The organism is Actinoplanes sp. G11-F43 (assembly GCF_050589265.1).
Classification (GTDB): Bacteria; Actinomycetota; Actinomycetes; order Mycobacteriales; family Micromonosporaceae; genus Actinoplanes.
The window spans coordinates 1-23,604 of record NZ_JBNZCE010000031.1 but is presented as its reverse complement, the minus strand read 5'-3'; the positions used below and the strand labels follow the sequence as shown (position 1 = coordinate 23,604).

Below are 23,604 nucleotides of genomic sequence, written 5' to 3'. Positions count from 1 at the left end.
CTATCTTGGCATGAAATTCGACTGCCTCATGAGAGGCTGTCATGGAACTACCCCGACTCACTATCATGCCGCCGTCCGTGCGCGGCGCGGTGGACGGCGGTCAATATTGTCGGCCGCATGCCGGTCTCGCCCTACATCGCCGGCCTTCGTGCTCGTGTCGGCCACGATCTGTTGATGCTGCCCGGAGTCAGTGCTGTCGTCCGCAACGACCGCTGACAGGGCGCTTCGCAGCCGTGGTGAAGGACTGGGTGCCGAACGGAGCGCATCGCTCGGGGAGAACCTGACGAATTAGGCTCCGCCCGGCACCTGAACAGCGTAGATGCTCCGGGCGTGCAGACCGGGCGCTGGGCAGCGCGGGGCACTGATCTGCCGCCGATATCGCGCCCTTCCTGTTCCCGGCAGTCATCAAGCGTCATCACCGGCTCTGTCTGCGGATGGGGGGCATTGCTGAGTCGGTCAGGTGGCTCCGAGAGTCAAGAACATTGGGATCTACATGATCTAGCTGGCTCCGAAACTCACAAGCAGAACCAACGCCAGGACCCCGAGTGAGAGACCGGCTCTTTTTCTCGTTGGGGCCCGGAATCGGGCTGACCTCGCGGTCCAGGCGACTGCGAGGTCAGTTGCTGCCGCTGGCGGTTTCGATGTTGGTGGGGCGTCCCGGACGTCGTAGGTCGGCGATGAGTTTGTCGGCGAGGGTGATGGTGTCGTCGCTGGGTTCTGTGTCGATCTCGGCCAGTGCGCGGTCGAGGGCGCGGCGTAGGGTGCGGATGGCGTCGACGTGCCCGAGCGCGGCGCGGGTCCGCATCGCCCGTTGATAGAGGTGTTCGCTGTACGGGCTGTGCCCGATCGCAGTCTCAAGGACTCTGGCCTGCGCCGTGAGGTCGCCGGTGAGGGCGTCGGCCAGCGCCAGGTGGGCGTCGAGGGCTTGCTGGCGGATGGCTTCGCGGTAGGACTCGGCCCATTCGTAGTCAGCGCCGTCGGCGAGGGGGCCGCGATAGGTGTCGACGGCGCGTTGTAGGGCGGTGACGCGCTGTTGCGGGTCGTTGGCCTGGTGGGCTTCGCGGATCGCGGTGCGCATGCGCCACAGGTCGACGTCGACGGTGTCGGGGTTGAGTGTGTACCGCTGGTGGGGATGGGTCAGGTATGTGGCGGGCCCGCTGATGCGGCGCATGACCGAGCGGAGGTCGGAGACGTAGGTGTGCAGCCGCTCGGGGGCTTTGCTGGCCGGGGCCTCGGGCATCAGGTCGTCCAGGATGGCTTCGACGGTGGCGCTGCCGTCGTGGACGGAGAGGTAGACCAGCAGTTCGAGGGCCTTGCGGCGGGGTCTGCGGTCGGGGTCGGTGGCCACGATGCTCGCCTCGCCGAGCACGGTCACCTCGATGTGTCCCGGCTTGTCGGTGTCGTCGCCGGCGTCGGGTGCGGGCGGGTGTTCGCTGGTGAATGTGGTTGTCGGGTCCGGCCATTGCAAGACGGTGCCGATCTCGGCGTAGCGGTCGCCGGCGGGCGCTTCGACGTCTGCGGTCTGCGGCGTAGCGGCTGGCGTTTCGTCGACCGGATCGACCGGCTCCGGTACGGAAGAGCGGGCGACGGGTGTGCCGAGGGCGTCGCGGCCGATGTCGGTGAGCCTCCAGAGGGTTTGACCGGTCTCGGTGCGGGTCGTCTCCGTGTGGCCGGTGTGTTCCCACTGCACGAGTTTGGCGGTGGTGGCCGGGTACGGCAGGTTGAGGTGGGCGGCGATCGCGGCGGCGGTGGCGTCGCCGCGATCGGCCAGCGCGGCCAGGACCCGGCCTGCGTCGTCCAGGGGCAGGACGAGATCGCCGGAGTTCTCCGCGGGCTCGGTGTCCTGGTGCGGTGGCGTGGCCTCGATCGGTGGTTGCGGCTGTGGCCGGCCGGTCTGTGCTTCGGCCAGGGTGGTGATCACCGCGACGGTTTCGGTGGGGGTGAGGACGGCGAGCCGGCCGAGGTCGGCGGGATGTTGTCCGTGGCGTGTGTTGCCACCGGCTGTGGTGGTGCCGTCGCTGTCGACCACGATGGTGTCACCGGCGGGCCAGTCGCCGAGCAGGATCCCGTGGATGTCGAGGCGTTGGCCCTGGGTGAGCAGGGCGGCGATCCGGGTTCGTTCGTGATGGTTGGCGGCGTCGGCGATCAGCACGATCGGTGGGGTGGGCTCTTCGTAGGGGTCGGCGGCCCGCATCGCGGCGACGGTGTCGACCTCGTGGGAGTAGACCAGCCGGCTGCGATGCAGGATCTGCTGCTCGAGCAGATTGAGGGCTTCGGCGAGGTCGTCGGTGACGAGCAGCCGTGGAGTGCTGGGCAGGGTGACGGCGGCGGCACCGAGTAGGGTGGCCGCGGTGGTGGAGGGCAGGACCGCGCGGCTCGGCGCGGCATCGGGATCGTCGTCGGCGAGGGCCGCGGCCAGGAGACCGCGGGCTGCCGACTCGGCGCCGGGCCCGGTCAGCCCGAGCCCGGACGACGGCCACACTGCTGCCGGGTTCGTCAATGTCGGCACGACCGGCCGGAGCCTCGGCGCATCGGCGTCGACGTGAGCGCCCTTTTCTGGGAGGACGGTCACCACTTCGTCGGGTTCGTCCTCATCCTCGAGTGGGGTCGGGTCGGCAGGATCGCCGCCGGACACATGCAGGGTGTGGGTTGTCGGCGTGGCGATCGGCGGGGTCCAGGACGCGGCGGCATCGGCGTCGTCGTGATCGTCGGTGTCGGTGTCATCGTGTAGGCGGCGCCGGATCTGGGTGACGGCCGGCGGCATCGGCGCCAGGTCGGGATCGTCGAGGCGCAGGTCGGGCGAGAGCGGGCGCGGGCTGTAGCGGCGGCGCCTGTGGGCCCAGACCAAGGCGATGGCGGCGGCGACCGCAGCGGCGAGCCCGACATCGAGCCAGCTGCCGCTGGCCAGCGAGATTCCGGGTGAGCTGGTGCGGCTGCGTTCGGGCTGCGGCTGGTCCGCCGTGTCGCTCGCGGAGGCCGCCGGCGTGGTGGATGCACTGGTGGTGGGAGCGGGCGTCTCGGCGTTGCCGCCCGGCTTCGTTGTCGACGGTGGGGGACCCGAGTGCGGCGACGCCGGTGGCAGATTCTCGGTGCTGGTGCTGGTGCTGGTGCTGGTGCTGGTTGCCGGTGCCGGCCTCGTTGGAGCCGTGGTGGTAGCGGTGGAGGGCGTCGCGGATGCGGCGGGTTCGGGTGCGGTGGTGGTCGGGGCGGTTGTTGCCGGTGTGCCGGGTCGGTCGTCGGTGTCGGCGGCAGAGGGCTGTCGTGGTGGGGTGGCGGGTCGGCTGCCGGGCGGTGGTGTGGCGTCGTCGGGTAAGGCGAGGACCCAGCCGCGCTCGATGTGGTCGCCGTCGTGCATACGGCCGTGGTCGTCGTATCTGCCGGCGTTGAGCTGGTAGATCTCCGGCCAGCGGTGCGGGTCGCCGAGCCATCGGTCGGCGAGTTCCCATAGGGTGTCACCGCGCTGCACGGTGACGGTGTACTGCTGCCCTCTGGTGGCGACGGTCAGCGGGCCGCTGTGGGCGACGAGCGCGAACCGGGGCAACGGCGTCTGGTCGGGTGCCAGGTTGGTGCCGGGCAGTGCGGTCGGGGACAAGCTGCCGCGGTCGGCGTCGAGGACCGTCGGCGGGGTCACGGCGGTGTCGCTGGTGGCGTAAGCCGCCAGCACCGGGGCATCGGTTGCCGGCGGCGTCATCAGCGTGCTCACGACTGCCGGCGGGATGGCCAGGGTGGCGGCGGCTGCCGGGCCGGCGGACATGCCGGCGACCAGCAGCGCTGCCAATGCCTGCAACGGCGACAGTGCGCGGACGTGGCGGGCGGGCCGGCCATGGCGGGCGACGACGATCTCACCGATCAGGCTGTAGCAGAACGCTGCCCAGACCAGCCACAACCCGCACGCCAGCAGGTTGATCACCATGGTGTCGGGGAATCCGCCGGTGAGGATGCGTTCCCAGCCGTCCCAGTCGGTCGGCACCGTTCGCGGTAGCGGCCAGCCGATGACGCCGACTAGCGCAGCGGGCAGGCCGGCGAGCAGGGCTAGGATGGCCAGGGCGCTGGCCATCCGGACGAGCTGGCGGCCGAGTCGGTGCATCAGCATCGTTTTTCACGCTCCCGCAAGGTGTCAGGTCGCAGGGCCGAGGGTGGGGGTGGCCGCTGCGGTCGAGGTGACGGTGATCGTGGTGATGCCGAACATGCGCAGCATCGGGGTTGCCTGCCGGCTGGTGGCGGTGACGGTGATCTGCGCGGCGCTCACCTGGACGATGCCGGTGGCACCTCCGATGGCCAGGAACCGTTTGGCGGCGTGGGCGGCGCGGGCCGGGTCGAGGCGCAGCGTGCCGTCGATGCGGTAGGCGGTGGTGTCGATTTCTTGGGCGCCCGCGCGGGCTGCGCCTTGGGCGAGATCATGACCATGAGAACGGGCGGCGAACACGGCGCTGCCGCCGAGTAGCCCGGCTGCGGCGACGATAGCGATCAGGCCGATGAACAGGAACATGACGGCCACGGCCCCGTCGTCGCGGGCCGGCGGCCTGCTGGAGCGGTGTGGGCGGTCGGGGACGCCGGGAACGTCTCGTGACGGGGGCATCAGGTGTCCGCCCGGTACCTGTCGATGGGGCTGGTCGAGGAGCTGGTGATCGTCACCGTGGAGGGCAGGCCGACACGGCTGAGCCCGCGGGTGGGCACGAAGCAAGCCACGGAGACGGTGACCGTGCCGCCGGGCCGGAAGTTACCGTTGTCGACGGACACCGACACCCGCGCGCAGTCGTCACCGAGGTTGGCGGTGGCGCTTGCGTGGGCCGCTGTGGTCGCACCGGTGGAGGTTCGCGCCAGTGATGCGGCCCGGGAGGCGGCGCCCGCTGCGGTGTGGACGTCAATGTTGGCCCGGCCCATGTTGAAGGCCCCGACGAGCAGGAAGATCAGCAGCACCAGCAGGGGCACGGCGAGGGCGAGTTCCGCGGCGATAGAGCCGCGGTCGTCGGCCCTCTTTCGCCGCGGGCTGTCGGCGGGAGTAACTGTCATGGGACGAATCTCTCGGTGGGTACCTGCACGGTGACGGTGACCGGCACCGGCAGTCCACGGACAGCGCCGCTCACCGTCACGGCGGTGACGGCGGTGCCGCGGGACACGGTCACTGACGAACGTTTGAGGAACGGGCTGCCGAGTTCGTGCAGCGCGGTGCGGGCGGCGGCGTGCCCGGCGGCACTGCTGCCGCCGATCACCCGAGCGGTCTGCGCAGCCTGATTGGCGGCAGCGAACGAGGCGTGGTAGGCCATGCCCCAGGCGAAGGCCTGTAGCAACAGCACGACGCAGGCGAGCAGGATCGGAGCGCCGACGGCGAGTTCCACGGCGACGGAGCCGCGGTCGTCGTGCCGTAGACGACGTCGGTGGCCGGGCCGGCGAAAGGGCGGGGGCACTACTGGAACACCCACCGCTCGATGATCTGAGCGACGCCGGTCTTGTAGGCCGCGTAGAGGCCGAGCACGATCGCCGCGCCGGCACCGATACCGATCGCATATTCGGTGGCGTGGCTGCCCCGCTCAGGATCACGACGCAGCTCGGTGACACGTGCCTGGAGGCCGGTGTGCAGGTAGACGATGACGGTCAGCAGGGGATTGCGGTGCATGACGGCTCCTTGAGGGTTCAGGTGGTGATCGAGGCGATGGCCGGATAGATCAGAAACAGCAGGAAGATGCTGGTGAGAGCCATGAGCGGCACGCTCATACGCTCTGTGGCCGATTCGGCGTCAGCCTCCATGTCCGCGGTGATCCGGTCGGCGAGGGCCTCACCGCGTTGCTGTAATGCCTCGCGGATACGGGTGCCCTCGCCGGCGGCCAGTTGCAGGGTGGAGGCGAGCTGTTCGAGCTGTACGACACCGGTCTGCTCACCGAGCTCGCGCAGCGGCTGCCAGATCGGCTGACGACTCACCCGGGCAGTGGTCAAGGCTTGGCGGATACGGCGCGCGGCCCAACCTTCGGCGATCGAGCTCGCATCGGTGAGTGCCTGCTCGATACCGGCGCCGGCCGCGAGCGCGGGAGGGACGATGTCGAGCAGCGCGGCGAGGGTATGGCGCATCAGCAGCCGCCGTTGTTCGGCCTCCTCGTGCACCGACAACTCACCGACCACGAACGCGCCTGCGGCCAGCGCCAGGCCCAGCCACAGCGGAACGGTCCAACCGATGCCGGCACCGATGACGTTCAGGCCCGCGACAGTGGCCGGCGGGGCGAGCAGGCCGAGCGCGGCGAGTCCGACCTGGCCGGCGAGAAACTCGTGGGGATCGCGTTCCAGCACGGCCAGGTCCTTGCGCACACGTTCGCGAGGAAGACCGAGGTGCTGCAACGGCGAGCCGAGCAGCTGCTGCCACCGCTGTCGGCCGTACAAGGCCGGCGGCGGCCGGTGACGCAACGTCTCGATGGCGTACGCCAGCGGCGGCCGGGCCGGCACCACGGCGCTGATCAGCAGCATGAGACCCGCTCCGACGCCCGCGCCGATCAGGATCAGTGCGGTCACGGCGTCACCACCTGCTCGTCGTGGCCGGTGAGGATGCGGGGCAGGTCACGGACTTGGCCGGTGCGGACCATCCAGACGATGACGCCGGCGAACATCGCTCCGAACACGGCGAGCAGGACCTGCCCGATCCCGGTGCCGTAGGGGGCGAGAAAGTCACCGGCGAACACGGCCAACCCGACCGGGGTGGCCAGCATGACGGCGACGATGATCCGGGTGGCGGTACGCACCCGGGCCCGCCCGGTGGCGATCCGCATCCGGGAGGTGGCCTGCCGGCGAGCCCGCCGGCCGACCCCGGAGATGCCGACGGCGATGTCGCGGGCCTGATACTGCGACGCCTGAAGCAGCACGTTGGCGACCATGTCAGCAGTCGGGTCGGACAAGTCATCGGCGAACGCGCGCAGTGCGTCCGGCAGCCGGATCCCGGCACGCACGGCCTCGGTCAGCCGGGCCAACTCGTCACGGATCTCGACCGGGGCGACAGTGGCCGTCTCCAGGATCGTCTGCTCGATGCCGGCCGCCGCCCGCAGCGTGCCGGACAGATCCTCGGCCCACGCGGCGATCGCCTCGACCCGGGCCAACGTGCGCTGCTGCCCCCGGTCCGGGCCGAGCACGCGCGGTAACGCCCACACGGCCACGGCCGCCAGCAGCGCCGCGACCGGCCACCGGGTCGCCGCGCCGACGACCGCGCCGACGCCGAGGACCGCAGCGATACGCAGCGCGGCCACCCCGGTGAGAGCACGGCGGCGTTCGCCGCGCCCGGGCCGGTCCGGTCGAGGTCGCGGCCGTAGCCCACCGATGAGCACCAGCACGGCGACACCGGCGCCCGCACCGAACAACGCGAACAACGCCCGCATCGTCACCAGCCCCGGATGGCGTCGGGATTGAAACCGGCGGACATCAGCTCACCGAGAGTGTCGGTGCGTAGCGGAGCGGCGGGCATAGCACGCCGGTCAGGGCCCGGTTTGAACACCTCGTTGGAGATGACCTCGGCTCCTTCGGCGTGCAGGACCTCCCGGATCGAGGAGACAACCCGGGCCCCGTCGGTCGACCAGGCCAGGTGGACCACGAAATGCACGGCGCCGCCGATCAGCGGCGCGGTCGACTCGAACGGCAGGCGCTCGGCCGACTGGGCGGCGTAGGTCATCAGCCGGCTGAACGCCTGCTTCGACGACGACGCGTGGATGGTGCCCATCGAGCCGTCGTTGCCCTGGCTCATGCAGTTGAGCAGCGGCACCACCTCACCGCCACGGGCCTCGCCGAGGATGACCCTGTCTGGCGACATCCGCAGCGCCCACCGCACCAGCTCCGCCAAGTCGATCCCACCCTCACCCTCGACGTTGGGTTCGCGGGCCTGTAGCGCGGTGCAGTCGGGATGATCGGGGTCCAGGTCGAGCCCGAGCTCGTCGGTGTCCTCGATCGTGATGAGCCGCTCGTGCGGCGGGATCGCCTTGGCCATCGCCCGCAGGAAGGTGGTCTTGCCGGTGTCCGTGCCACCGCAGATGACGATGTTGCGGCGGGCCAGGACCATCGCGGTGAGCAGATCCCGCAGGCCGCCGTCCATCGCACCGTACGTGATCGCCAACTCGTCCAGGCTGGTCTGCAACAGGGTGTGCTTGCGGATCGACACCGACGGTTCCCTCGCCAGCAGAGTGGCGAACAACCGCGACCCGTCCGGTAGCCGGACCGACACCCGGGGCACACCACGGTCGAAACGGCGCTCGTCGGCACCGGCCCGGGCCGCGATGTCCCGGATCAACGCGATCAACTCGTCAGCGGTGCTGGTGATCGCTGGCACCCGAACCTTGCTGCCGTCGGTGCGTTTGACCCAGACGGTGCCACCGTTGATGAAGATGTTTGTGATCGTGGGATCGGCCAGCAGCGGTTGCAGCGGCCCCATCCCCGTCATCGCGTCCCGGACAGCCTTGGCCACCGCCTTCTCCACCGGCGGATCCAACGGCAACGCCCCCGCAGCGAGCCGCCGCTGAGCATGCGCGTCCAACGCGACACGAACGAGATCGTCGACCCGCTGGTCACGTTCCCGGCCCGACAACCGGGCACCGGAGGCGGCGAGTTGGGACGCCACCTGCTGCCGCAACTCGTCGATCAACGGCTGGTTCACCGACGCCTGCCAGCCGGTACGGGATTGCTGAACCACGCTCACGACCGGACCTCCACCGGGACAAGCTGCTCAGCAGCAGGAACAGGCGGCAGCATCGACGCCGGCTGGGCCGTGACGAGAGTCAGCGCCATGTCCCGCATCGCCCGCGCGAGCTTGAGCCGCCGCCAGTTCGGCACCTGCAACCGGCCGGTAAGCACCCCGGCGACCAGACGGCCCGTGGGCATCTCACCCAGCACCGGCACACCCAGAACCCGACCGAGTTCAGCCGCGTCATAGCCGTCATCACCGGAGCGGACCAGCCACAACCGGCCGGACAGCTCCGGACGCAGCCACCGCAGACGGGCCTGCACCTGCAACGCGTCCGACAGTTGCGCACCGGCCACGACCACCACGTGATCCGCGACTGCGGCCAACCTCAGCCCAGGACCACCACGCACCAGCCGCCCCACATCGACGATGACGGCGTCGTTCTCAGCGGCACGGCGCAACACCTCGGTGCCGGCGTACGCCAGAGTCTGTACCGCAGCCGCCGCCGCATCGCCCGGCGGTGCCAGCACCACCGACGCCCCCACCCCGAGCCGCTGCACGTGGTCACCGAGATCCACCCGGGCGCCCTCAGCGCGGGCAACGGCCGCCAGACCGGTCAACCCCGGCTGCGGGTGATGACCGAACCGGGCCGCCAGATCGCCGCCCTCCGGATCGCACTCCACCAGCAGCGCCTTCTCTGGCCACAAAGCGGCCAAACCCAGGCCAAGAGTGGTGGCGCCCGGGGCGTTCTTCACCGAGCACACAGTGATCAACACAGTCGGGTCACCGCCCCGCACCGAGCTGAATCAAAGTCGCCTCCCCGGTGGCCGAGGCGACCTTCGTAGCGTCGTTCCCGGCCAGCAGCAGCGACACGATCTGCTGCCCCGACTGGTCGGCAGCCTGCTCCACCGACACCACCGTCGCTCGCGCCTGAACCACCGCCCCTAAACCCGCCGCGTCACCGCCGCCCGCGCCGGCAACCGGAACGATCAGCACCGTGACCGGCGACCCCGCGGTCAACCCGGCCGGAGCACGACCCGGCTTGACCGCGACAGCGATCACCGACTGTCCGGCCACAGGCCATGCCAACTCCCCGAACAGGCCGTCATGCAGCAGCGTGCCCGCCGCCACCGGTATCGCCGCCGTCCGCCCGGCCACCGCCAAGCGCTGCGCGTCCGGCAATGTCGCCACCCCGGACTCGGCAGCCACACGCACCACCACGAGGTCGACCTCGGTGATCATCTGCCCAGCGGCGATGTCGTGCGCGGCGGCCAACACCGGCACCCGGGTGTCCACTCTGTTGGCCACCACCGCACCGGCCAGAGCAAAACCCAGAATCAGCAACGCAGCGAGCAATACCCGGTGAACACTGACCCGGCGCCGGATGACCGGACCAGAAGAACCGTTGACAGGCAAGCCGGTAGTACCGCTCGACCGTGACGCGTCGAGCGTTGCGGAGGAAGACATGGTTAACCCCGTGTCGTATTGAGACCTTGAGATTCGGTAACGGTGAGACTGCGGCTGGACGTGGTGGTCAGATCCGGAACGGTGCCGGCCTGCCCACCCCCGGACCAGCTGATCTGCCAGGTCACGGTCGCGGTGATCGTGAAGGACCCCACCCTGGCGTAGGTGTGACCACAGGTAGGCGACTTCTTGTCCGGATCCATACCGGCCACCCACGGCGTACCACGCCCGACACAACGCACGCTCTTAGCGCCGTCGCCGGGAGAAAAGACCAACCTCTTCGGCCTCGCCACCGCCGTAACCGACAGCCCCGGAACGGACGCCGTCGCGGTCTGCGACGCCCAGGAGGAGCCACCAAGCCACAACCAGGTCGGAAAGTGAGTGAACTGCCGAGCGGGCGGATTCGGATTGACCACGACGTCAGGCAGCGGAAGCGTCAACTGCGAGACCGCCTGCTGAGCGATATCCGCCGGGTCTACCGTCGGCGCAGGACCATCAATCCACACCGGCGCGCTGGTCCGCGGACCACCCTTACCGTCACCGATGAGGCAAACCTCCACGTACCAGGCGCCGTCCTCGGAGGTCTTACCCGCAGGAGGGGACGGACTTCCCGGAGCTGCTTCATAGACGCAGCCGTTCCAGGTCCCGTCATCTTTCCCGGAGCCGCCGCCAGCATTTCCACCACCCGGGCCATCATTCTGGTTTCCGTCATGACTTGGTGTGCCGACCGTGACGGTGCACCTCGCTGGCTTGGGGATTCGATCGCAACCCACCGGCTTGATGCCGTCCGCGACGGCTGGTGCCCCCGTCATAACCCACAGGAAGGCTGAGGCTACGACAGCGAGGGGGATGCGCCAGCTCAGCACGTTCCCACCTCCTGTGCCGCGAAGCTTGTGACCTTCCAGCCGGTGGATTGGAAGCTGACCGTTGCAGTGGTGCGACGCTTTCCTCCAGGTGAGTCGCTGTATGGAAGTCCGGGGGAGGCCCGAACTAGTCGTGAATTGGTGCTGTCGAGGCAATCGATGATCTCGACTGTGGTTGGCGTATCCGCCGGGGAGGCTGATGCAATTTCGGGATTCAGTGCGACGTCGCCGATGCCTTTGAGGCCTCCAGCCTTGGTTTCTTGAATCCCGGTGGCCAGGAGCTCAAGTGCCTCCCCATCGGCGTAGCGGGCTAAATCGGGATGCTTCGGGTCAGGGACTCCTAGTGCTGCCGTGTATGCCTTCCACATCCCTTGATATGCGGTGAGTGCGTCTAGCGCCGTGGTTCCGGCGCTTCGTGACTCGGCGGGGGTCGCCGGACCAGGAGCTGTTGGGCTTGAAGGAGAGGGGGGCGGACTTGGGGAGCATCCGGCGCAGAGGAGGCACCATGCGATCCCCGCAGCGACTGCGGCACCGCGTGGCTGAATTTTGCGCACGTCTACCCCCGACAGGCATCGATGAAGAAAGGTCCACAAAGCTTCTACACCGAACACCCCCACTTCCTGCAACACCACTTACCTCACGGAAAGTGCCTGGTGATACACACCGAGTGTGATTTTCAAATACTCGTATATATGAATAATACCGGCATCAACTGTCGGGTTAGCGACACTTGGTTACGCATCGAGGCGTCCTACACTCTCGAAAAATCCTCAAGGAGACCGGTAGATGAGCGCACGTGAAAAGCGCCCCCCGTCGCAGCTGGTTCAGGTCCTGGCCGGCGCTCCCGGCGCTGTCCCCGTTCTCCTCGTTCTCCTCGGCCATGGTGGATCGGCCACTCGGGAGGCCCTGGCGGTGGGCGTGCAGGGTGGGTACCTCGATTCCCTTCGGTGGTTGATCGCCGTGCACCTGGTGCGCCGGTCTGAAGCCGCGTCGGGAACGCTTGACTTCGATGAGCCTGGCACCGTGTACGCGCTCACGGATGTCGGTGCTGGGCTGATCGGTTCGCTGGTTGAACTCGCGCAGGCGATGAATCCGACGCCGGATTTGCCGCCTGTGAAGCCGATGTTGCGACGCGGTAACCAATGGCGGGACCGAGGGCCCAGTGGAGCCCAGAATTGGACTCCAACATCGAAATTAGTCTAGATCTTCACGCTTATCCGACTACACTCGCGCAGGGCACCGCCACTCTGGGTATTCCTGACGGGAGAGGGATGGGTGGATCTCGACACGATCTACGACACGCTCAAACTGCTGGGATACCGGTGGACGCTTGAGATTCTTGCCTCCCTGGCGGAGTCACCGAAGCGGTTCAACGAGCTGCAACGTCACTGCGGCAACTTCAATCCCAAGACGCACGCTGCTGCGGTGGACCGTCTGCTCAGGTACGGCTTGATCCGTCATGACGACAGTGGTGAATCTCGTTATGCCCTCACGGCGAAGGGGGCGCAGGCGCTCCCGGCCCTCCGCAAGTTTGTAGCGGACATGAAGAGATGGGATGAGGTCATCGACGAGGGTGACCGCTCGCGCCGTTCATGAAGACTGTTCAGTCGGTGGGTTGGTTCACGACCGAGGCCGTTCTCGTTCCGGGCTCGCTTGCTGTCGGCGGCCATCGACCTCAATGGCTTCCCCGGTGCCGGCCGGCGCCAGTTGACCGGAGCGCTGCGGTGATGGCTAGCCGAAGCTGCGCCAGGAGCCCGACCTGGAGTTCCTGGTGATTCTGGTCGTCGCCGTGATGAGCGGTGTGGCGGCGGCTGGGTGGCCGCGAATTGCCTATCGTCTGTCGGTTGAGGCCGGCGACAATCCGCGAGGCGGGTGTACCCGATGTGATCGCGCGTTTCCCCGTGGATGGCCAGGTTGGGTCCGTCTCGGCTCCGCCTGCTCGAACTGCCCCCAGCCGTGGTGGATCGCCAGTTCGTTGGTGGCCGTGGCAAGTGCGATCCTGTACTGGCGATCTCCCGGTGCGACCGGCGGGAACCTAGTCATGCTCGCGTGCTGGATGATCATCATTCAGGTGGGGGTGATCTTGTCACTCATCGATCTCGCTGTCATGCGGCTACCCATCCCGTTCGTCACGGGCCTCGCAGTCGTCGTGGGCACCGGCGCCCTTGCCGCGGCCAGCGCCGCCGGGAACCCGCGGTCGATCGGCTCGGCGGTGCTGGGCGGCTTGGCTGTTGGCGGTCTCTACCTGCTGCTCGCTCTGGCGTTACCGCACACCGTTGGCCTCGGTGACGTGCGCCTTGCCGCAGTGCTTGGCGGTGCACTCGGTGCCCACAGCTGGAGCGCGGTGCTTCTGGGGCTGACGCTGCCATACCTATTGGCGTTCCCATTCGCTCGTGCGCAGCTCAGACGAGGCACCGAAGGAGCGGCCTATCTCCCCTTCGGTCCCTTTCTGATAGCCGGCGCCGTGCTCGCCTCGATCGTCACCGGACCGCTGACCACATGACCGGCCGGGCCGGGGCCCGGCCGACGAAGCCCGCCTCGCCCGCCTTCCGGCCCCCGGCTGGCCGGCATCCACTGGCCGATCCCGGACGCAATAACCGCGGAGGGTTACTCCGTCACGATCTCCGACTGCTGCGCCAAGACCCGCGACCCGTCCCGCAGAACCACCAACGCTGTGCCGTCCGCCCCGGCCTTCCCTACCCCGAAGATCGATCCACCCGCCAACGTCTGGATATCAGCCGGTCGATCCTGAGCCGGCCGAAAGACCCAGATCAACTCCCGCGTTGACTTACTCATCGCAACACCCTCTCTGCCGGCAACCCGCACCACTCCGCCACCGATCATCGAACACTAGTGCTATCGGGGCTGCGGTGCTACGACGTTGGGGCGTGTCGCACAGGCGTCCTATCGCCTCCCTTTACGAGCTCGCGCCCGATTCGGAGCGGTTCGAACGCGGGGATGGCATCACCGCAGGCGCCGCTCCCTGTCAGCCGGGGCGCCGATAGATCTCTGCCGACCGGCAGCTGGCGGCAAAGGCCGATATGGCAGGAGGCCGGGTCGTGCCACCCTCACGAGTGATTGACCGGCGTCAAACTGTGCTGATAGCAAAGTGAGGTGCATCTTCACGCTTACACCGAGATGCTCACCGGCGGCGACACCAGCTGGTGGCATGCGGCGACCCGGCGCACAGCGAGGTTACTGGGGGGCGAGCACACGTGGATCGACACCTCGAGTGTCATCCCCCGCCAGGCGCTCTTGATCGATACGACAGCGCTGCTGACCTACGCGCTCGCGCGCAGCCTCAACGAACACCCGGCGGCTGTGACGGGTACGGAGCTGGCCGCCTGGGCATGCCCTCGCCTGACCCCACTGCGGCAGGCGATCGAGCACCTCTGCCTCGTGCCCGGATGCGACCGGGACGCACTCTGGTCCTGGCATGGCTCCTTCGGCCGTATCGGGAAAGCGGTGGTGCAGGAGGCCTCCTATCTCCTGGTCGCCGCCGGTCATCTGCTGCCCGTTCCCGGCCACCCGGCACCCGGCGAGAATCCCGTGGTCTGTCTCTGGGCCGACCTCGTGGAGCGTGAAATCCCGACCCGGCGGTACGCGAGCATGCCAGGCCCCGCCCTCATTCACGGCCTTGCAGAAGTCGCCGCCTACTTCGCCCGGCCCGCCCTCAAGCCGTAGACGCCTGTCGCCCAAGCCGCTCTCGTGGGCGGCTCCGCTTTATTCCGGACGAGGGCCAACAGCTCACGCCTAGCAAGCGCACCATCGCAGGATTGCTCAAGCGAGAGGCAGCCATGATTCACACCTTCCAGGCATATGGCTTCAAGCTCGGCGGCCCAGGCCGCTGGGCACTCAAAGGGATGCAACCTGGCAGTCGGCTGGTCACCCCCTGGTACGACGAGGCCAATCCCACCCACGACTTCGCGGCGTTGGCCACCACGGAGATCGCCAAGGGCCTGAATCACGACTTGACCCTGCGGCAGCGCATCGCCTACGAGATCCAGACGCCGTTCCTGTTCGACGCCGCAGTCGAGATCTCCCCGCCGGGATGGACCCGTGAGGCCAGCGCCCCACCAACCATCGAACCACACCTGCCACCTTCATCCCCGCTGCGCGATCTCGACCGGCCGGCGCCACCCCTCTACGTCTTAGTTGTGGGCGACTCCGTCAGCGATCTGGACGCCATCGAGGCCGCCTACTACGACGAGGACGACGAAGCCGACGACGAGGAATCCATGGTCCACGACTCACCCAGTGACTGGGACAGCCTTCTGGATGCGGCACTGACCGAGATCGGCCTGCAAAAGCCCGACCTGCCCGACTGGTTCTGGTACCGCACCGAGACCGGGTAGGACTTACCAGTTCTCCCTCGAACACTGGCATCGGCCAACGGACGCTCGGGGCTCACCCTGGTCGCCAAGGGCGCTGCCGGTCGGCTTGTGCCTTCCCGGATCGGCGCGGGCGCGCCGGTGAGTCGGAGGGGCGTCTACGGCATCAGGATTGCATCGCGATTTGCGATCTCCGATGCGCTGAGTCAGTGATTTGGCCTTTTCGTGAGCGGAGCACAGCGCTGGGAGGTGCTCATGGGTTCGGACGACGATGCAGACGACAGTGAGGCCAGGTTCTGGCTGTGGGCCAATCTGTCGCCGGGGCGAAGGCTCCGATTCGCCGTCATCGGCCCGTACCCGTCGTGGCAGGAGGCAGCGGACGCCGCCGAGCGTGCCCCGAATGTCCTCGATCTCGATCCGAGGATCCGCTCGGCTTGGCAAGTTGATGAGACCGAGCCGACGACGGACTGCGAGATTCATCGTATCGACGAAGGTGACAACGGCGATGACTGGTTCGCCTGACTCCGAAGCTCTCGTGCTGGTCGGGTGGCCATAGGGGTCCGACCCGGCCTGTTCTGCGGATGGCCGGTACACGGGCGCCCGTGTACCGCGGTGACGACCTTCAGGATCAGCTCCTCGGTGCGCTTACACGAACCTTCCTGCCGAATGGCCAGCGAGAAGGGGAGATGTTACCGCTGGAGATGCTCACGGATCGTGGTGTAGAGGGCCGCCGCAGTGCTCACACCGACTGCCCACGCTGGGCTGTACGCGGCCAGCAATCCGGCGACTGCGGCTCCGCCTGCCGCAATGATCAGGGTCCACCGTGGGGACCCCGGTGAATTCGGGGTGGAAGAGCCATTTTCGCTGATCATGAAACCGTTCACTCCTTCGTGGCCGAGAGGCCGATCGCCTCGTGTCACATAAAGGAACCAGCTGGCGAACGTCCGGTTCCTGACAAGCTCGCGGGGCTCCAAACCGGCCAGGAGCGGTACGGTTCCAGATCGTGGCCCGCAAGATTCCGAGTCCCGCAGACACCGCACTGCTCGCCGCCGCCGGCGAACGAGGAGCCACTGCCACCTTCACCCAGCTCGAACGGTGGCGGACGGCAGGGCTATTGGTCCGCAACAACCGGCACGGAGCCGGGCAAGGCCGGGGCAGTAGCTCGGCAGCCCCGGCCGAGGCGGTCGACCTGGTGGTGTGGCTCAGCGCCCACGCCCGCCCGGGCCGCCGCCCCGACGACCTTGCCTTGCAGGCATTCGGAGCCGGCCTACCGATCCCGGAACCGACCGTGCGCCGGGCGTGGCTGACCGCCACCGACTTCCGGCAGGACGCATTACTCGGACCGTACGAGGCCGGCGACCGCAGCACCTGGATCGGCGACGTCGCGGACGAACTGGCCCACAAACACGGCAGCAAGACAACGCTGCTACCCCAGCGCCTGCGCGACATCGACGCCCGCATCGCCTCCGCCGGCATCTCCTTCGCGGCGTCCGAGGTGGCCGCGTTCGACAAAGGCCCCACCGAGACCGAGCCGTACACCACCCGGGACCTCCTCACCACGGCTGTCTCCGCAGTGCTGGGCGGCACCAACGAGTTCGTGGACGCCGACCTCGCCGCGTTCTCTCGGGCCCTGGCACCCCCCGGCGCGGCCGTCCCGGTCGCCTCCATGCTCGAATACCCCGACGGCGGGCCCGCCCTTGCCGATATCAACGACGGCCACGGCCTGAACCTGCTTCCGGCCGGCGATGCCCGTGACGAATTGACCCAGATCGTCACCGAAGCCTCCCTCACCCAACTGCGGGCGGCTTGGCATGCCGTTGACGAGATGCACCGCTGGGCGGTGTCACTGTGCGACACCGTGGAAGCCGAACTGGACGCGATCGCGGCCGGCATGCCCCCACCCGACCTACCGGGCCTCCAGCAGTGGTTCTACGGCATCGCCTTCGCGCTCAACCGGCTGCTGCTGCGCCAGGCACTGCTCGACCCTGCTCCATCGCCCAAGGCTCAGGCGAGCACCGCCGTGATGCTGTTGTCCCTGGCTACCGGAATGAGCCGGCTGCGGTTGCTGGTGCCCGATGGGCAGTTCGAGCTGCTGCCGGTGCTCCTGCCACCGTTTCTGTACGAACTGGCCCAGCTGGTCGCCGCCGACCTGCCGGCAAGTCTGCGCTCAGACGAACCAGACTGAACGCAACGCCGCCGACCAAAGCCGATCATCACCACCGGGACGGGCACGGCGGCGATCGTCGTGGGCAGCGATCGCAGAATGATCGGATGTCTCCCGATCGGCTACGACGGAAAAAGGCCGCCACCTTCCGCCGAAGCGGAAAGAGACGGCGGCACGGCCAGCTCGCGTGGGAGCCCAGACCTCTAGATGGAGCGCGCAGCGAGGTCAGCGCGGGGCAGTTGAGTCACTTTCCGCCACGCTCTGGATCGGCCGTGCATGACGGGGCGTTGCGCACTCATGCCGAAGAGAGTGCACCGAATGACTCACAATATGGGCGGGAGCCCAGACAGGCGTTCAGCCAAGTCGCGGCACCGTGATTTCCCGAATCCAATGCCCGGCGCCATCACCGTCGTCCGGGCTCGCCGGTCGGCCGCATGCGCAAAACCACGCCTGCCCTCTACGCGGACGGTAAGGCCAGAAAAGTAGCTCCACGCTTGTGGGTGGTGCGGCATTACCGCGGGTGTTAACTACAACACTGACCTCGGTTCCGAACCCGATACGCTCTGGTTTCACATCAAGTTCCTTACGTGCCCCGCCGGCCCAAACCCCAATGGCTTTAATTAGGTAGGGGCGGGCGACGGTGAACGTGTATAAATCGCGCCACTCGGCCGGGTCAAGCGCCTCCTTGTTCAGCTGCCACGTCGCCATACTCAGGTCTGGCGCCCGGCGATCGTGTTCCCGGTCCAGCTCAACGCGAGTGGCCTTTTCTGCGGCTTCGGCAGCGGTGCGGGCATGGTCCGAGGCCTGCCGGGAGGTCACGGCGGCGTCCTCAGCTGCTGCGGCGCTCCGCCTATTGAAGGCCAAAGCCCAAATGGACAGGGCGAGGGCGACGATGGCCGCAGCGGCGGTGACCCAGTCGGTAACGGACGGGTCCTCGCGGGCAGTCTCAGTGGCCGTGAGCAGAAGAACGGTGGTCACGGCTGCTGACGGTACGCCGTAGAGGTGACGGTTCATAGGCGGCGATGGGAGCGCTTCGAACGACGGGAGGCCACCGCCGTGCGGCATCCTCACTTGCCGCTGAGGGCAACTCTGCCCTATGCGTTGATGCGCGAGCAGGTCAAAGACGCCATCCGATTGAGCGCATCGCAAGACCCGCAGACCCGCTCTGGGCCTTGATTACGAACGGAACCGACAGAGCATCTCGCCTGCGCTCGCTAGCCACACCTCGCTATCCTCCAGCGCATGAGCAACCTGGCCAGCGCGAAGGCGAGCCGTGAAGAAGAGATAGCATTTCTGGCCCTCGAGCAGGTGCTCGGCGTCGATATCATGCTTGCGGATGCAGGTGCTGGTGACAAGAAACCTGACGGCACCTGGGTTTACCCCGGTGGCCGGCAACGCACGGGCGTCGTAGAGATCACCTCACCTCCAGCTGAGAGGCTGATGGGTACATGGGCGCGAGCTAAGAAGGCGGGGCAGCCGCAGGTCGAGAGTGGATCAATCCCTTTGCGCTGGAACCAGCTGGCAGAGGTGTGCGCCGAGATGCTCGCAGAGGACTGGGCCCGCGAGAACATCGACAAACTTCTGTCACAGTCGGCGGATGAGCGGCATCTCTTCCTTTTTGCGCGTTCGCACAAGGACGGCGGTCATCATTTCTACCGGTTGTCCGATTCGTATGATGATGGAGCAACGGAGCACGTCGAGGACCTTGTTCTCCCAGCGGGCATCTCGGACGTTTGGTTCCGGGGCCGGGCGCAGCGAGATCCTGAGTACCCACTAGGCCAAGCGACACTACGTTTGGCTAGATTCCAAGCAGGGTCGGGTTGGCAGCGTTACGTGGTGACGATCCAAGAACTGCACTTGCCCGCTCCCAATCGGCACATCGCTGACGACGAAATTCCCGCAGATCAACGCCGTCCGAAGAACCGAATGATCAACCCAGCCGTGGGCTGGGGCCTGGCTGAGATTTGAGCACAAGAAGGCGGAGGCAAATCAGCCATCTCTCGTATCTGACGACATCCTCATCTCCCGCAGACGCCGAGCGGCTCCCCGCGGAGCAAGTCGGTGTGGTGGGAGCAGAGAGTACCGCAGCCGGATGACGCTACCGGCCGACCGGCGGCCCACCCACGCCGATGCGTTCGGACCTGAGAGCATCGGAACCGTGATTAGCTACGAGCAGCGGCTGCGGGAACTCGCTGACGAATGGGCCGGGATTACTCGTGCGCAGGTCGGACAGTGGGAGAGCCGGCTGGATGAGTTAGCCCGGGAAACTTCTGAGATCAAGGCGGCCGGGCGGTGGCGTACCGGAAAACGGACGTTGCTAGAGGTTTTAGGAGTTCACAACCTTGAGGTAAAGCTCGTTGCATGCCTTGCCTGGATCTTGCGGCCCGAGGACCACCACGGACTGGGTGATCAGGTTGTTCGTGGGCTGTTCGACAGGCTTGGCTTACCCTTCGACACCGCGGCACCGGTACGGGTGACTGTAGAAGAGACGCGGTACACCCAGGATGGGACACGCACCCGCGCTGACCTTGTCGTGCGCGTCGGCGGTTCATGTGTCGTAGTTGAGGCTAAATACAACGCTAAGCAGCATGGCGACCAATGTGCTCGGCTCGTCAAACTCTGGGCGGACGAGGCAGCCACGTTCGTTTACCTGACAAGAGACGGTCAGGATCATGACGCCCCCTCTGGCTGGGTAACGCTGACCTGGCACGACATTGGAAAGCTCATGGCTCCGCTATTGAACGGCGCGTCGGCCGGCGCCCGAGACTTCTGGGAAACTCTAAACGGTGAAGGAATCACGATGCCGGACGACAAGACCAAGTTCTACCTGCGCCACCGGAGTCAGATCGAGGAATGGGCAGCCTTGCGCGACGAGGCAGTGAAGGAAGTTGAGGCCGCTGTCGAACTTGGCATGGACAGCATCGACCCCGCCATCCTCGCCAAAGCTGACTACGGCTGGACCTCTAACGCGGCCTACACGACGTATGAGCTAACTCGCCCTGCCTGGCAACTCGGTGCTTTACAGGCGACGATTGCACTGCAATGGCATGGACCGGGCCTGCTGATTGACGGCGACTCCACGTGGCCCTATGTTGGTGTGCGGATCTATCACGCGAAGAGTCTCGCGAAGGATCGGTTGGCGAAGCTCCTGACAGAAAGATTAGAGGAGCACGCCGTGAAGCTTGGCTGGAATCATTCGCAGATCGCACAGGGATGGCTGTGGTGGCGCTTTGTCAAGCCGACTGGCTCAGACGAGGAGCTGGAAAGCCTTACTGAGACTTGCCGCAACGCGGTCGAGGACGGCTGGAGGACGCTTTCCGGCCCACTCGATGAGATCTTCTTGGTTGAGACGGTCCAAACCGCCGAGACGGTCGGTGCCCTCCAGGCTTCCAACGCAGCCGAACCTCCTAAATCGTAGTGGCGCACTCACATGCCGCCGAGAGCGCTTCAGCCTTGGCGGAAGAGCCACGTCGAGCTCAGGCTCTCAGGATGAGCCCTCTTCGCCAGCGAGACGGACTCGCGCCCGGTCCACTAGATCTCGGTAGTTGGACCGAAATGGCTCGACCAACTCGCGCTCCAGCAGGGCGGAAAGGTTCCACAAAGCCACCTGCTCGCCATGATGCTCCGGCGGCAGGACGCGATCTGAATCCCCGCACCGGTGCAGCCAGTCGAACAGCACCAACGCCTCGCCGGAGGTCAGGCGAAGCGTGACTTCATGCTCATCATCTGGTGGCACGGGCATGAGGTTGCCAGCTGGGCCATGACCGTTCAACCGTTATCGCTAACAGAGGCGGACAGGAAACCTGAACGCGCTCATCTGCCGCAGATCGGGCGTCGCAGCGGATCGGCCTTGTTGCCGTGAAGTGGCACTTCGCCGTCAGGGTTCGCCATCAGACGCGCGTTTAGCCGCCGATGCTGGCGTTGCGGCGGCATGGAAACGGTCCTACTACATACCTCTACCGGGCCGGCAGGCCGGCCGACGCGCTACTCCTGTACGAGGCCACCCGAAAAGCCCTCATCAAGAACCTCGGTGCCGAGCCAGGACGACAGCTACGCGAGCTTCAGCGCCGGATCGTGCGTGTCGAGCACCCACCGGACCAGATTCGCCACTTGTCCTACGAAGTCCGTGTGAACGGTGAAGACATGCCGTGGACCGTCGGCGATCACCCCGCCCTGGACTTCTGCAACACCTACGCCGGCTGGCATCGAACCCTGCTGCCGGGCAACGACTGGCTCCCCACGTATCGAGCACTCGCGGTGTGGACCGGGTACGTGAACCTGATCGACGAAGCCGCAGTGAACCGCCTACTCGAGCAGGCGAAGTGGGATCCAGGACAAGCGGGGCGCCTCATCGAGGATGCGCTCGCGCTACGGAGCCATCTCTATCGCTGCCTCACCGACACCGATGACCAAGTGGCGTTCGGTGCCGTCGCACGCCATGCCGAGTCGGCGGCGCGCGCTATGACGTACACCTGGAACAACGCCGGGCGCGGCCGATGGCAACCGAATCCAGACAGCCACCTCCACCTGCCGACCCACGCCATCGCATGGAGCGCTGCGGAGCTTTTGGCCGATCCACGCCGATTCATCGTCCGTGCCTGCCCCAACCCTCGATGCGGTTGGCTGTTCCTCGACGAGACCGGCACACGCCGCCGATGCAACCTCGCGACGTGTGGCCAGCACGCTGACAGCTCTGCTCAATGACCAGCAACCGCAGCACCCCTGGCATACCTGCTGAGTCATCGCTCCGCCGGGGCCCGGCCGCTGGTTCTGACGCGGCCCCCACCCGGGCGACCCAGTCGGCAGCGTTTGGTCATGGAAAACTGCAGTCAGGCATGCAACCACCTTTTTGGCAAGCACGCTCAAGTAGCCGAGTTGAGTGCGTTCGAGGTGCGGGAGAGGTGATTATCGGTGCTCCGAATAGTGACACTGCCCTATTGAGGCGGTTCTCTCAGCTCACCACATCGAACTGCATGATCAAAAACTATCAATCCAACAGTCTGTGCAGTCTCTTTCCGCCCGGGATTCCCGCGAGCCCTAATTCAACTGAAGCCCGCGCCGAGAGGGCGGCAGGCGTTGCAGGACTTGGCTGAAATGCCGCGTGCACCAGACGATCGACTCCTGCAGCAACTAAGACCGGGACGGTGCGAAGCGTTGGTGCCAATGCGATAGAGTTCGACCTGCCTGTATGCATCACTAGGTTGCGCTGCTGGTACAGCCTACGAAATGCATCTGAGTAGTATGAGCGAACCCTCGAAAGAACGGCAGGGGGATTTTGATAGAGGGACCGCATTCGAGCTAGAGCGGCCATGTCGGCTGGCTGGGTTAGCTGCACATCTTTCCCCTGCGTCAGCAGGCCGTCCAGGAGGTCGAGGCGGTCCGTGACGGTAGGTTGCCCCTTAAGGCGATCACCGAATTCGCCACCAGCGGCTATTAAGACATCAACTATTTGCGTCATTTCAGCCCTCGGCCAACTGCATGCAACAATGCCAGCCATTCTATCGGCTGCACTGGCTCCGGAGTCGTCTAGTGGAGCAAGGAGGCCCTCCACAACTGCCCAGGTTGCTGCTACTGAAGCCCACGTGGTGGAGGTGCCTGCGCTGGCAAGTAGCTCAAAGGCGTCGTCCAGAGCTTCAGTGACGTCGGGGTAGGAGCGGCGCAAGAGAAGCTCATTCCGCTGTATCGATGGAACCACTACATCCTTACGCCAGCTCCGAAACGGCCGCCACCTGAGCGATTCCTCACCTCGGCCGACCAAAGCATCCGAGGCGGCCTCGACCTGAGCTGACGAGAGGCCAACAACGGTCCGAGCAGTCAGGCGGCGAACCTGGTCCTCGGCGGCCGAAATTGCACCGAATGGCTCACGTGCCTCAACCCGAAACCGTAAGGCGCCCGCTCCTTGGCGGAGTTTTGGCGTGCCGGTCCGGTGCGAGGCGCGTATTGCATGGAGGCTTCCCCATGATACGAAGTCATCACCAGCCGCGCTCACAACCTCCGCCGGAAGCTTCCGGAACGGGACAATAACGATGTAAGTGCTAGGAGAGCCATCCAAAACCTGGTCGACACTCATGAATGTCACGTTGAGTGAGATTTGGGTTGTTGGCCGGGCGTTGGCTGTCCGGAATGGACACAGCG

Annotated in this window: 21 protein-coding genes and 1 pseudogene; 10 read left to right on the top strand and 12 right to left on the bottom strand. The window is 66.6% G+C overall.

What is annotated here, in order from left to right:
- Nucleotides 1-616: 616 nt before the first annotated feature.
- The 10 genes from ACQ0O7_RS33370 to ACQ0O7_RS33325 are packed head-to-tail and all read right to left on the bottom strand — an operon-like array spanning nt 617 to nt 10,114.
- Nucleotides 617-4,093, bottom strand: coding sequence for a BTAD domain-containing putative transcriptional regulator (locus ACQ0O7_RS33370; protein ID WP_430788128.1), 3,477 nt, complete (start codon nt 4,091-4,093; stop codon nt 617-619).
- Between the two features lie 24 nt (nt 4,094-4,117).
- A complete protein-coding gene (locus ACQ0O7_RS33365) occupies nt 4,118-4,579 on the bottom strand; it encodes a hypothetical protein (protein WP_430788126.1) in 462 nt (153 codons plus the stop codon).
- A complete protein-coding gene (locus tag ACQ0O7_RS33360) occupies nt 4,579-5,013 on the bottom strand; it encodes a pilus assembly protein (RefSeq protein WP_430788124.1) in 435 nt (144 codons plus the stop codon). The genes ACQ0O7_RS33365 and ACQ0O7_RS33360 overlap by 1 nt, the downstream gene beginning before the upstream one ends.
- Complete coding sequence (locus tag ACQ0O7_RS33355; protein WP_430788122.1) at nt 5,010-5,423, bottom strand: hypothetical protein; 414 nt, start codon at nt 5,421-5,423, stop codon at nt 5,010-5,012. The genes ACQ0O7_RS33360 and ACQ0O7_RS33355 overlap by 4 nt, the downstream gene beginning before the upstream one ends.
- Nucleotides 5,408-5,617, bottom strand: coding sequence for a hypothetical protein (locus tag ACQ0O7_RS33350; RefSeq protein ID WP_430788120.1), 210 nt, complete (start codon nt 5,615-5,617; stop codon nt 5,408-5,410). The genes ACQ0O7_RS33355 and ACQ0O7_RS33350 overlap by 16 nt, the downstream gene beginning before the upstream one ends.
- 17 nt (nt 5,618-5,634) lie before the next feature.
- Nucleotides 5,635-6,501, bottom strand: a complete 867-nt coding sequence (locus tag ACQ0O7_RS33345; protein ID WP_430788118.1) for a type II secretion system F family protein — start codon at nt 6,499-6,501, stop codon at nt 5,635-5,637.
- Nucleotides 6,498-7,355 (bottom strand): type II secretion system F family protein, encoded by an 858-nt coding sequence (locus ACQ0O7_RS33340; protein WP_430788116.1) that lies wholly within the window; start codon nt 7,353-7,355, stop codon nt 6,498-6,500. The genes ACQ0O7_RS33345 and ACQ0O7_RS33340 overlap by 4 nt, the downstream gene beginning before the upstream one ends.
- 2 nt (nt 7,356-7,357) lie before the next feature.
- Nucleotides 7,358-8,662 (bottom strand): CpaF family protein, encoded by a 1,305-nt coding sequence (locus ACQ0O7_RS33335; RefSeq protein WP_430788114.1) that lies wholly within the window; start codon nt 8,660-8,662, stop codon nt 7,358-7,360.
- A complete protein-coding gene (locus tag ACQ0O7_RS33330) occupies nt 8,659-9,402 on the bottom strand; it encodes a hypothetical protein (protein WP_430788112.1) in 744 nt (247 codons plus the stop codon). Before ACQ0O7_RS33330 ends, ACQ0O7_RS33335 begins: the two co-directional genes overlap by 4 nt.
- A gap of 28 nt (nt 9,403-9,430) precedes the next feature.
- Nucleotides 9,431-10,114 carry an SAF domain-containing protein gene (locus ACQ0O7_RS33325; RefSeq protein ID WP_430788110.1) on the bottom strand — a complete coding sequence of 228 codons (684 nt, stop codon included), beginning with the start codon at nt 10,112-10,114 and terminating at the stop codon, nt 9,431-9,433.
- Nucleotides 10,115-12,249: 2,135 nt separating this feature from the next.
- On the opposite strand from ACQ0O7_RS33325, the gene ACQ0O7_RS33320 reads away from it, so the two are divergent.
- From ACQ0O7_RS33320 to ACQ0O7_RS33295, 6 genes are all read left to right on the top strand, one after another.
- Nucleotides 12,250-12,570, top strand: a complete 321-nt coding sequence (locus ACQ0O7_RS33320) for a winged helix-turn-helix transcriptional regulator (RefSeq protein WP_430788108.1) — start codon at nt 12,250-12,252, stop codon at nt 12,568-12,570.
- Nucleotides 12,571-13,030: 460 nt separating this feature from the next.
- Nucleotides 13,031-13,477, top strand: a complete 447-nt coding sequence (locus tag ACQ0O7_RS33315; RefSeq protein ID WP_430788106.1) for a prepilin peptidase — start codon at nt 13,031-13,033, stop codon at nt 13,475-13,477.
- 611 nt (nt 13,478-14,088) lie between these two features.
- A complete protein-coding gene (locus tag ACQ0O7_RS33310) occupies nt 14,089-14,658 on the top strand; it encodes a hypothetical protein (RefSeq protein WP_430788104.1) in 570 nt (189 codons plus the stop codon).
- Between the two features lie 92 nt (nt 14,659-14,750).
- The gene (locus ACQ0O7_RS33305; RefSeq protein WP_430788102.1) at nt 14,751-15,329 is read left to right on the top strand and encodes a hypothetical protein; all 579 of its coding nucleotides are present in this window, start codon (nt 14,751-14,753) and stop codon (nt 15,327-15,329) included.
- 231 nt (nt 15,330-15,560) lie between these two features.
- A complete protein-coding gene (locus ACQ0O7_RS33300) occupies nt 15,561-15,827 on the top strand; it encodes a hypothetical protein (protein ID WP_430788100.1) in 267 nt (88 codons plus the stop codon).
- 481 nt (nt 15,828-16,308) lie between these two features.
- Complete coding sequence (locus ACQ0O7_RS33295) at nt 16,309-17,490, top strand: hypothetical protein (RefSeq protein WP_430788098.1); 1,182 nt, start codon at nt 16,309-16,311, stop codon at nt 17,488-17,490.
- 333 nt (nt 17,491-17,823) lie between these two features.
- Here ACQ0O7_RS33295 and ACQ0O7_RS33290 read toward each other — a convergent pair whose 3' ends face one another.
- Nucleotides 17,824-18,447 carry a hypothetical protein gene (locus tag ACQ0O7_RS33290; RefSeq protein ID WP_430788094.1) on the bottom strand — a complete coding sequence of 208 codons (624 nt, stop codon included), beginning with the start codon at nt 18,445-18,447 and terminating at the stop codon, nt 17,824-17,826.
- A 264-nt stretch (nt 18,448-18,711) separates the two neighbouring features.
- Between ACQ0O7_RS33290 and ACQ0O7_RS33285 the strand changes: the two genes are divergently transcribed.
- Nucleotides 18,712-19,437 carry a hypothetical protein gene (locus ACQ0O7_RS33285; protein ID WP_430788092.1) on the top strand — a complete coding sequence of 242 codons (726 nt, stop codon included), beginning with the start codon at nt 18,712-18,714 and terminating at the stop codon, nt 19,435-19,437.
- A 124-nt stretch (nt 19,438-19,561) separates the two neighbouring features.
- On the top strand, nt 19,562-20,887 hold the full coding sequence (locus tag ACQ0O7_RS33280; protein ID WP_430788090.1) for a PD-(D/E)XK nuclease family protein: 1,326 nt from the start codon (nt 19,562-19,564) through the stop codon (nt 20,885-20,887).
- Nucleotides 20,888-20,953: 66 nt separating this feature from the next.
- Here the strand turns inward: ACQ0O7_RS33280 and ACQ0O7_RS33275 are convergent, their stop codons facing one another.
- A complete protein-coding gene (locus ACQ0O7_RS33275) occupies nt 20,954-21,205 on the bottom strand; it encodes a hypothetical protein (protein ID WP_430788088.1) in 252 nt (83 codons plus the stop codon).
- Nucleotides 21,206-21,381: 176 nt separating this feature from the next.
- On the opposite strand from ACQ0O7_RS33275, the pseudogene ACQ0O7_RS33270 reads away from it, so the two are divergent.
- Nucleotides 21,382-21,531: pseudogene (locus ACQ0O7_RS33270) on the top strand (BTAD domain-containing putative transcriptional regulator); the annotation flags it as partial.
- 48 nt (nt 21,532-21,579) lie between these two features.
- Nucleotides 21,580-22,173 (top strand): CGNR zinc finger domain-containing protein, encoded by a 594-nt coding sequence (locus ACQ0O7_RS33265; RefSeq protein WP_430788225.1) that lies wholly within the window; start codon nt 21,580-21,582, stop codon nt 22,171-22,173.
- The last annotated feature ends 1,431 nt before the right edge of the window (nt 22,174-23,604 follow it).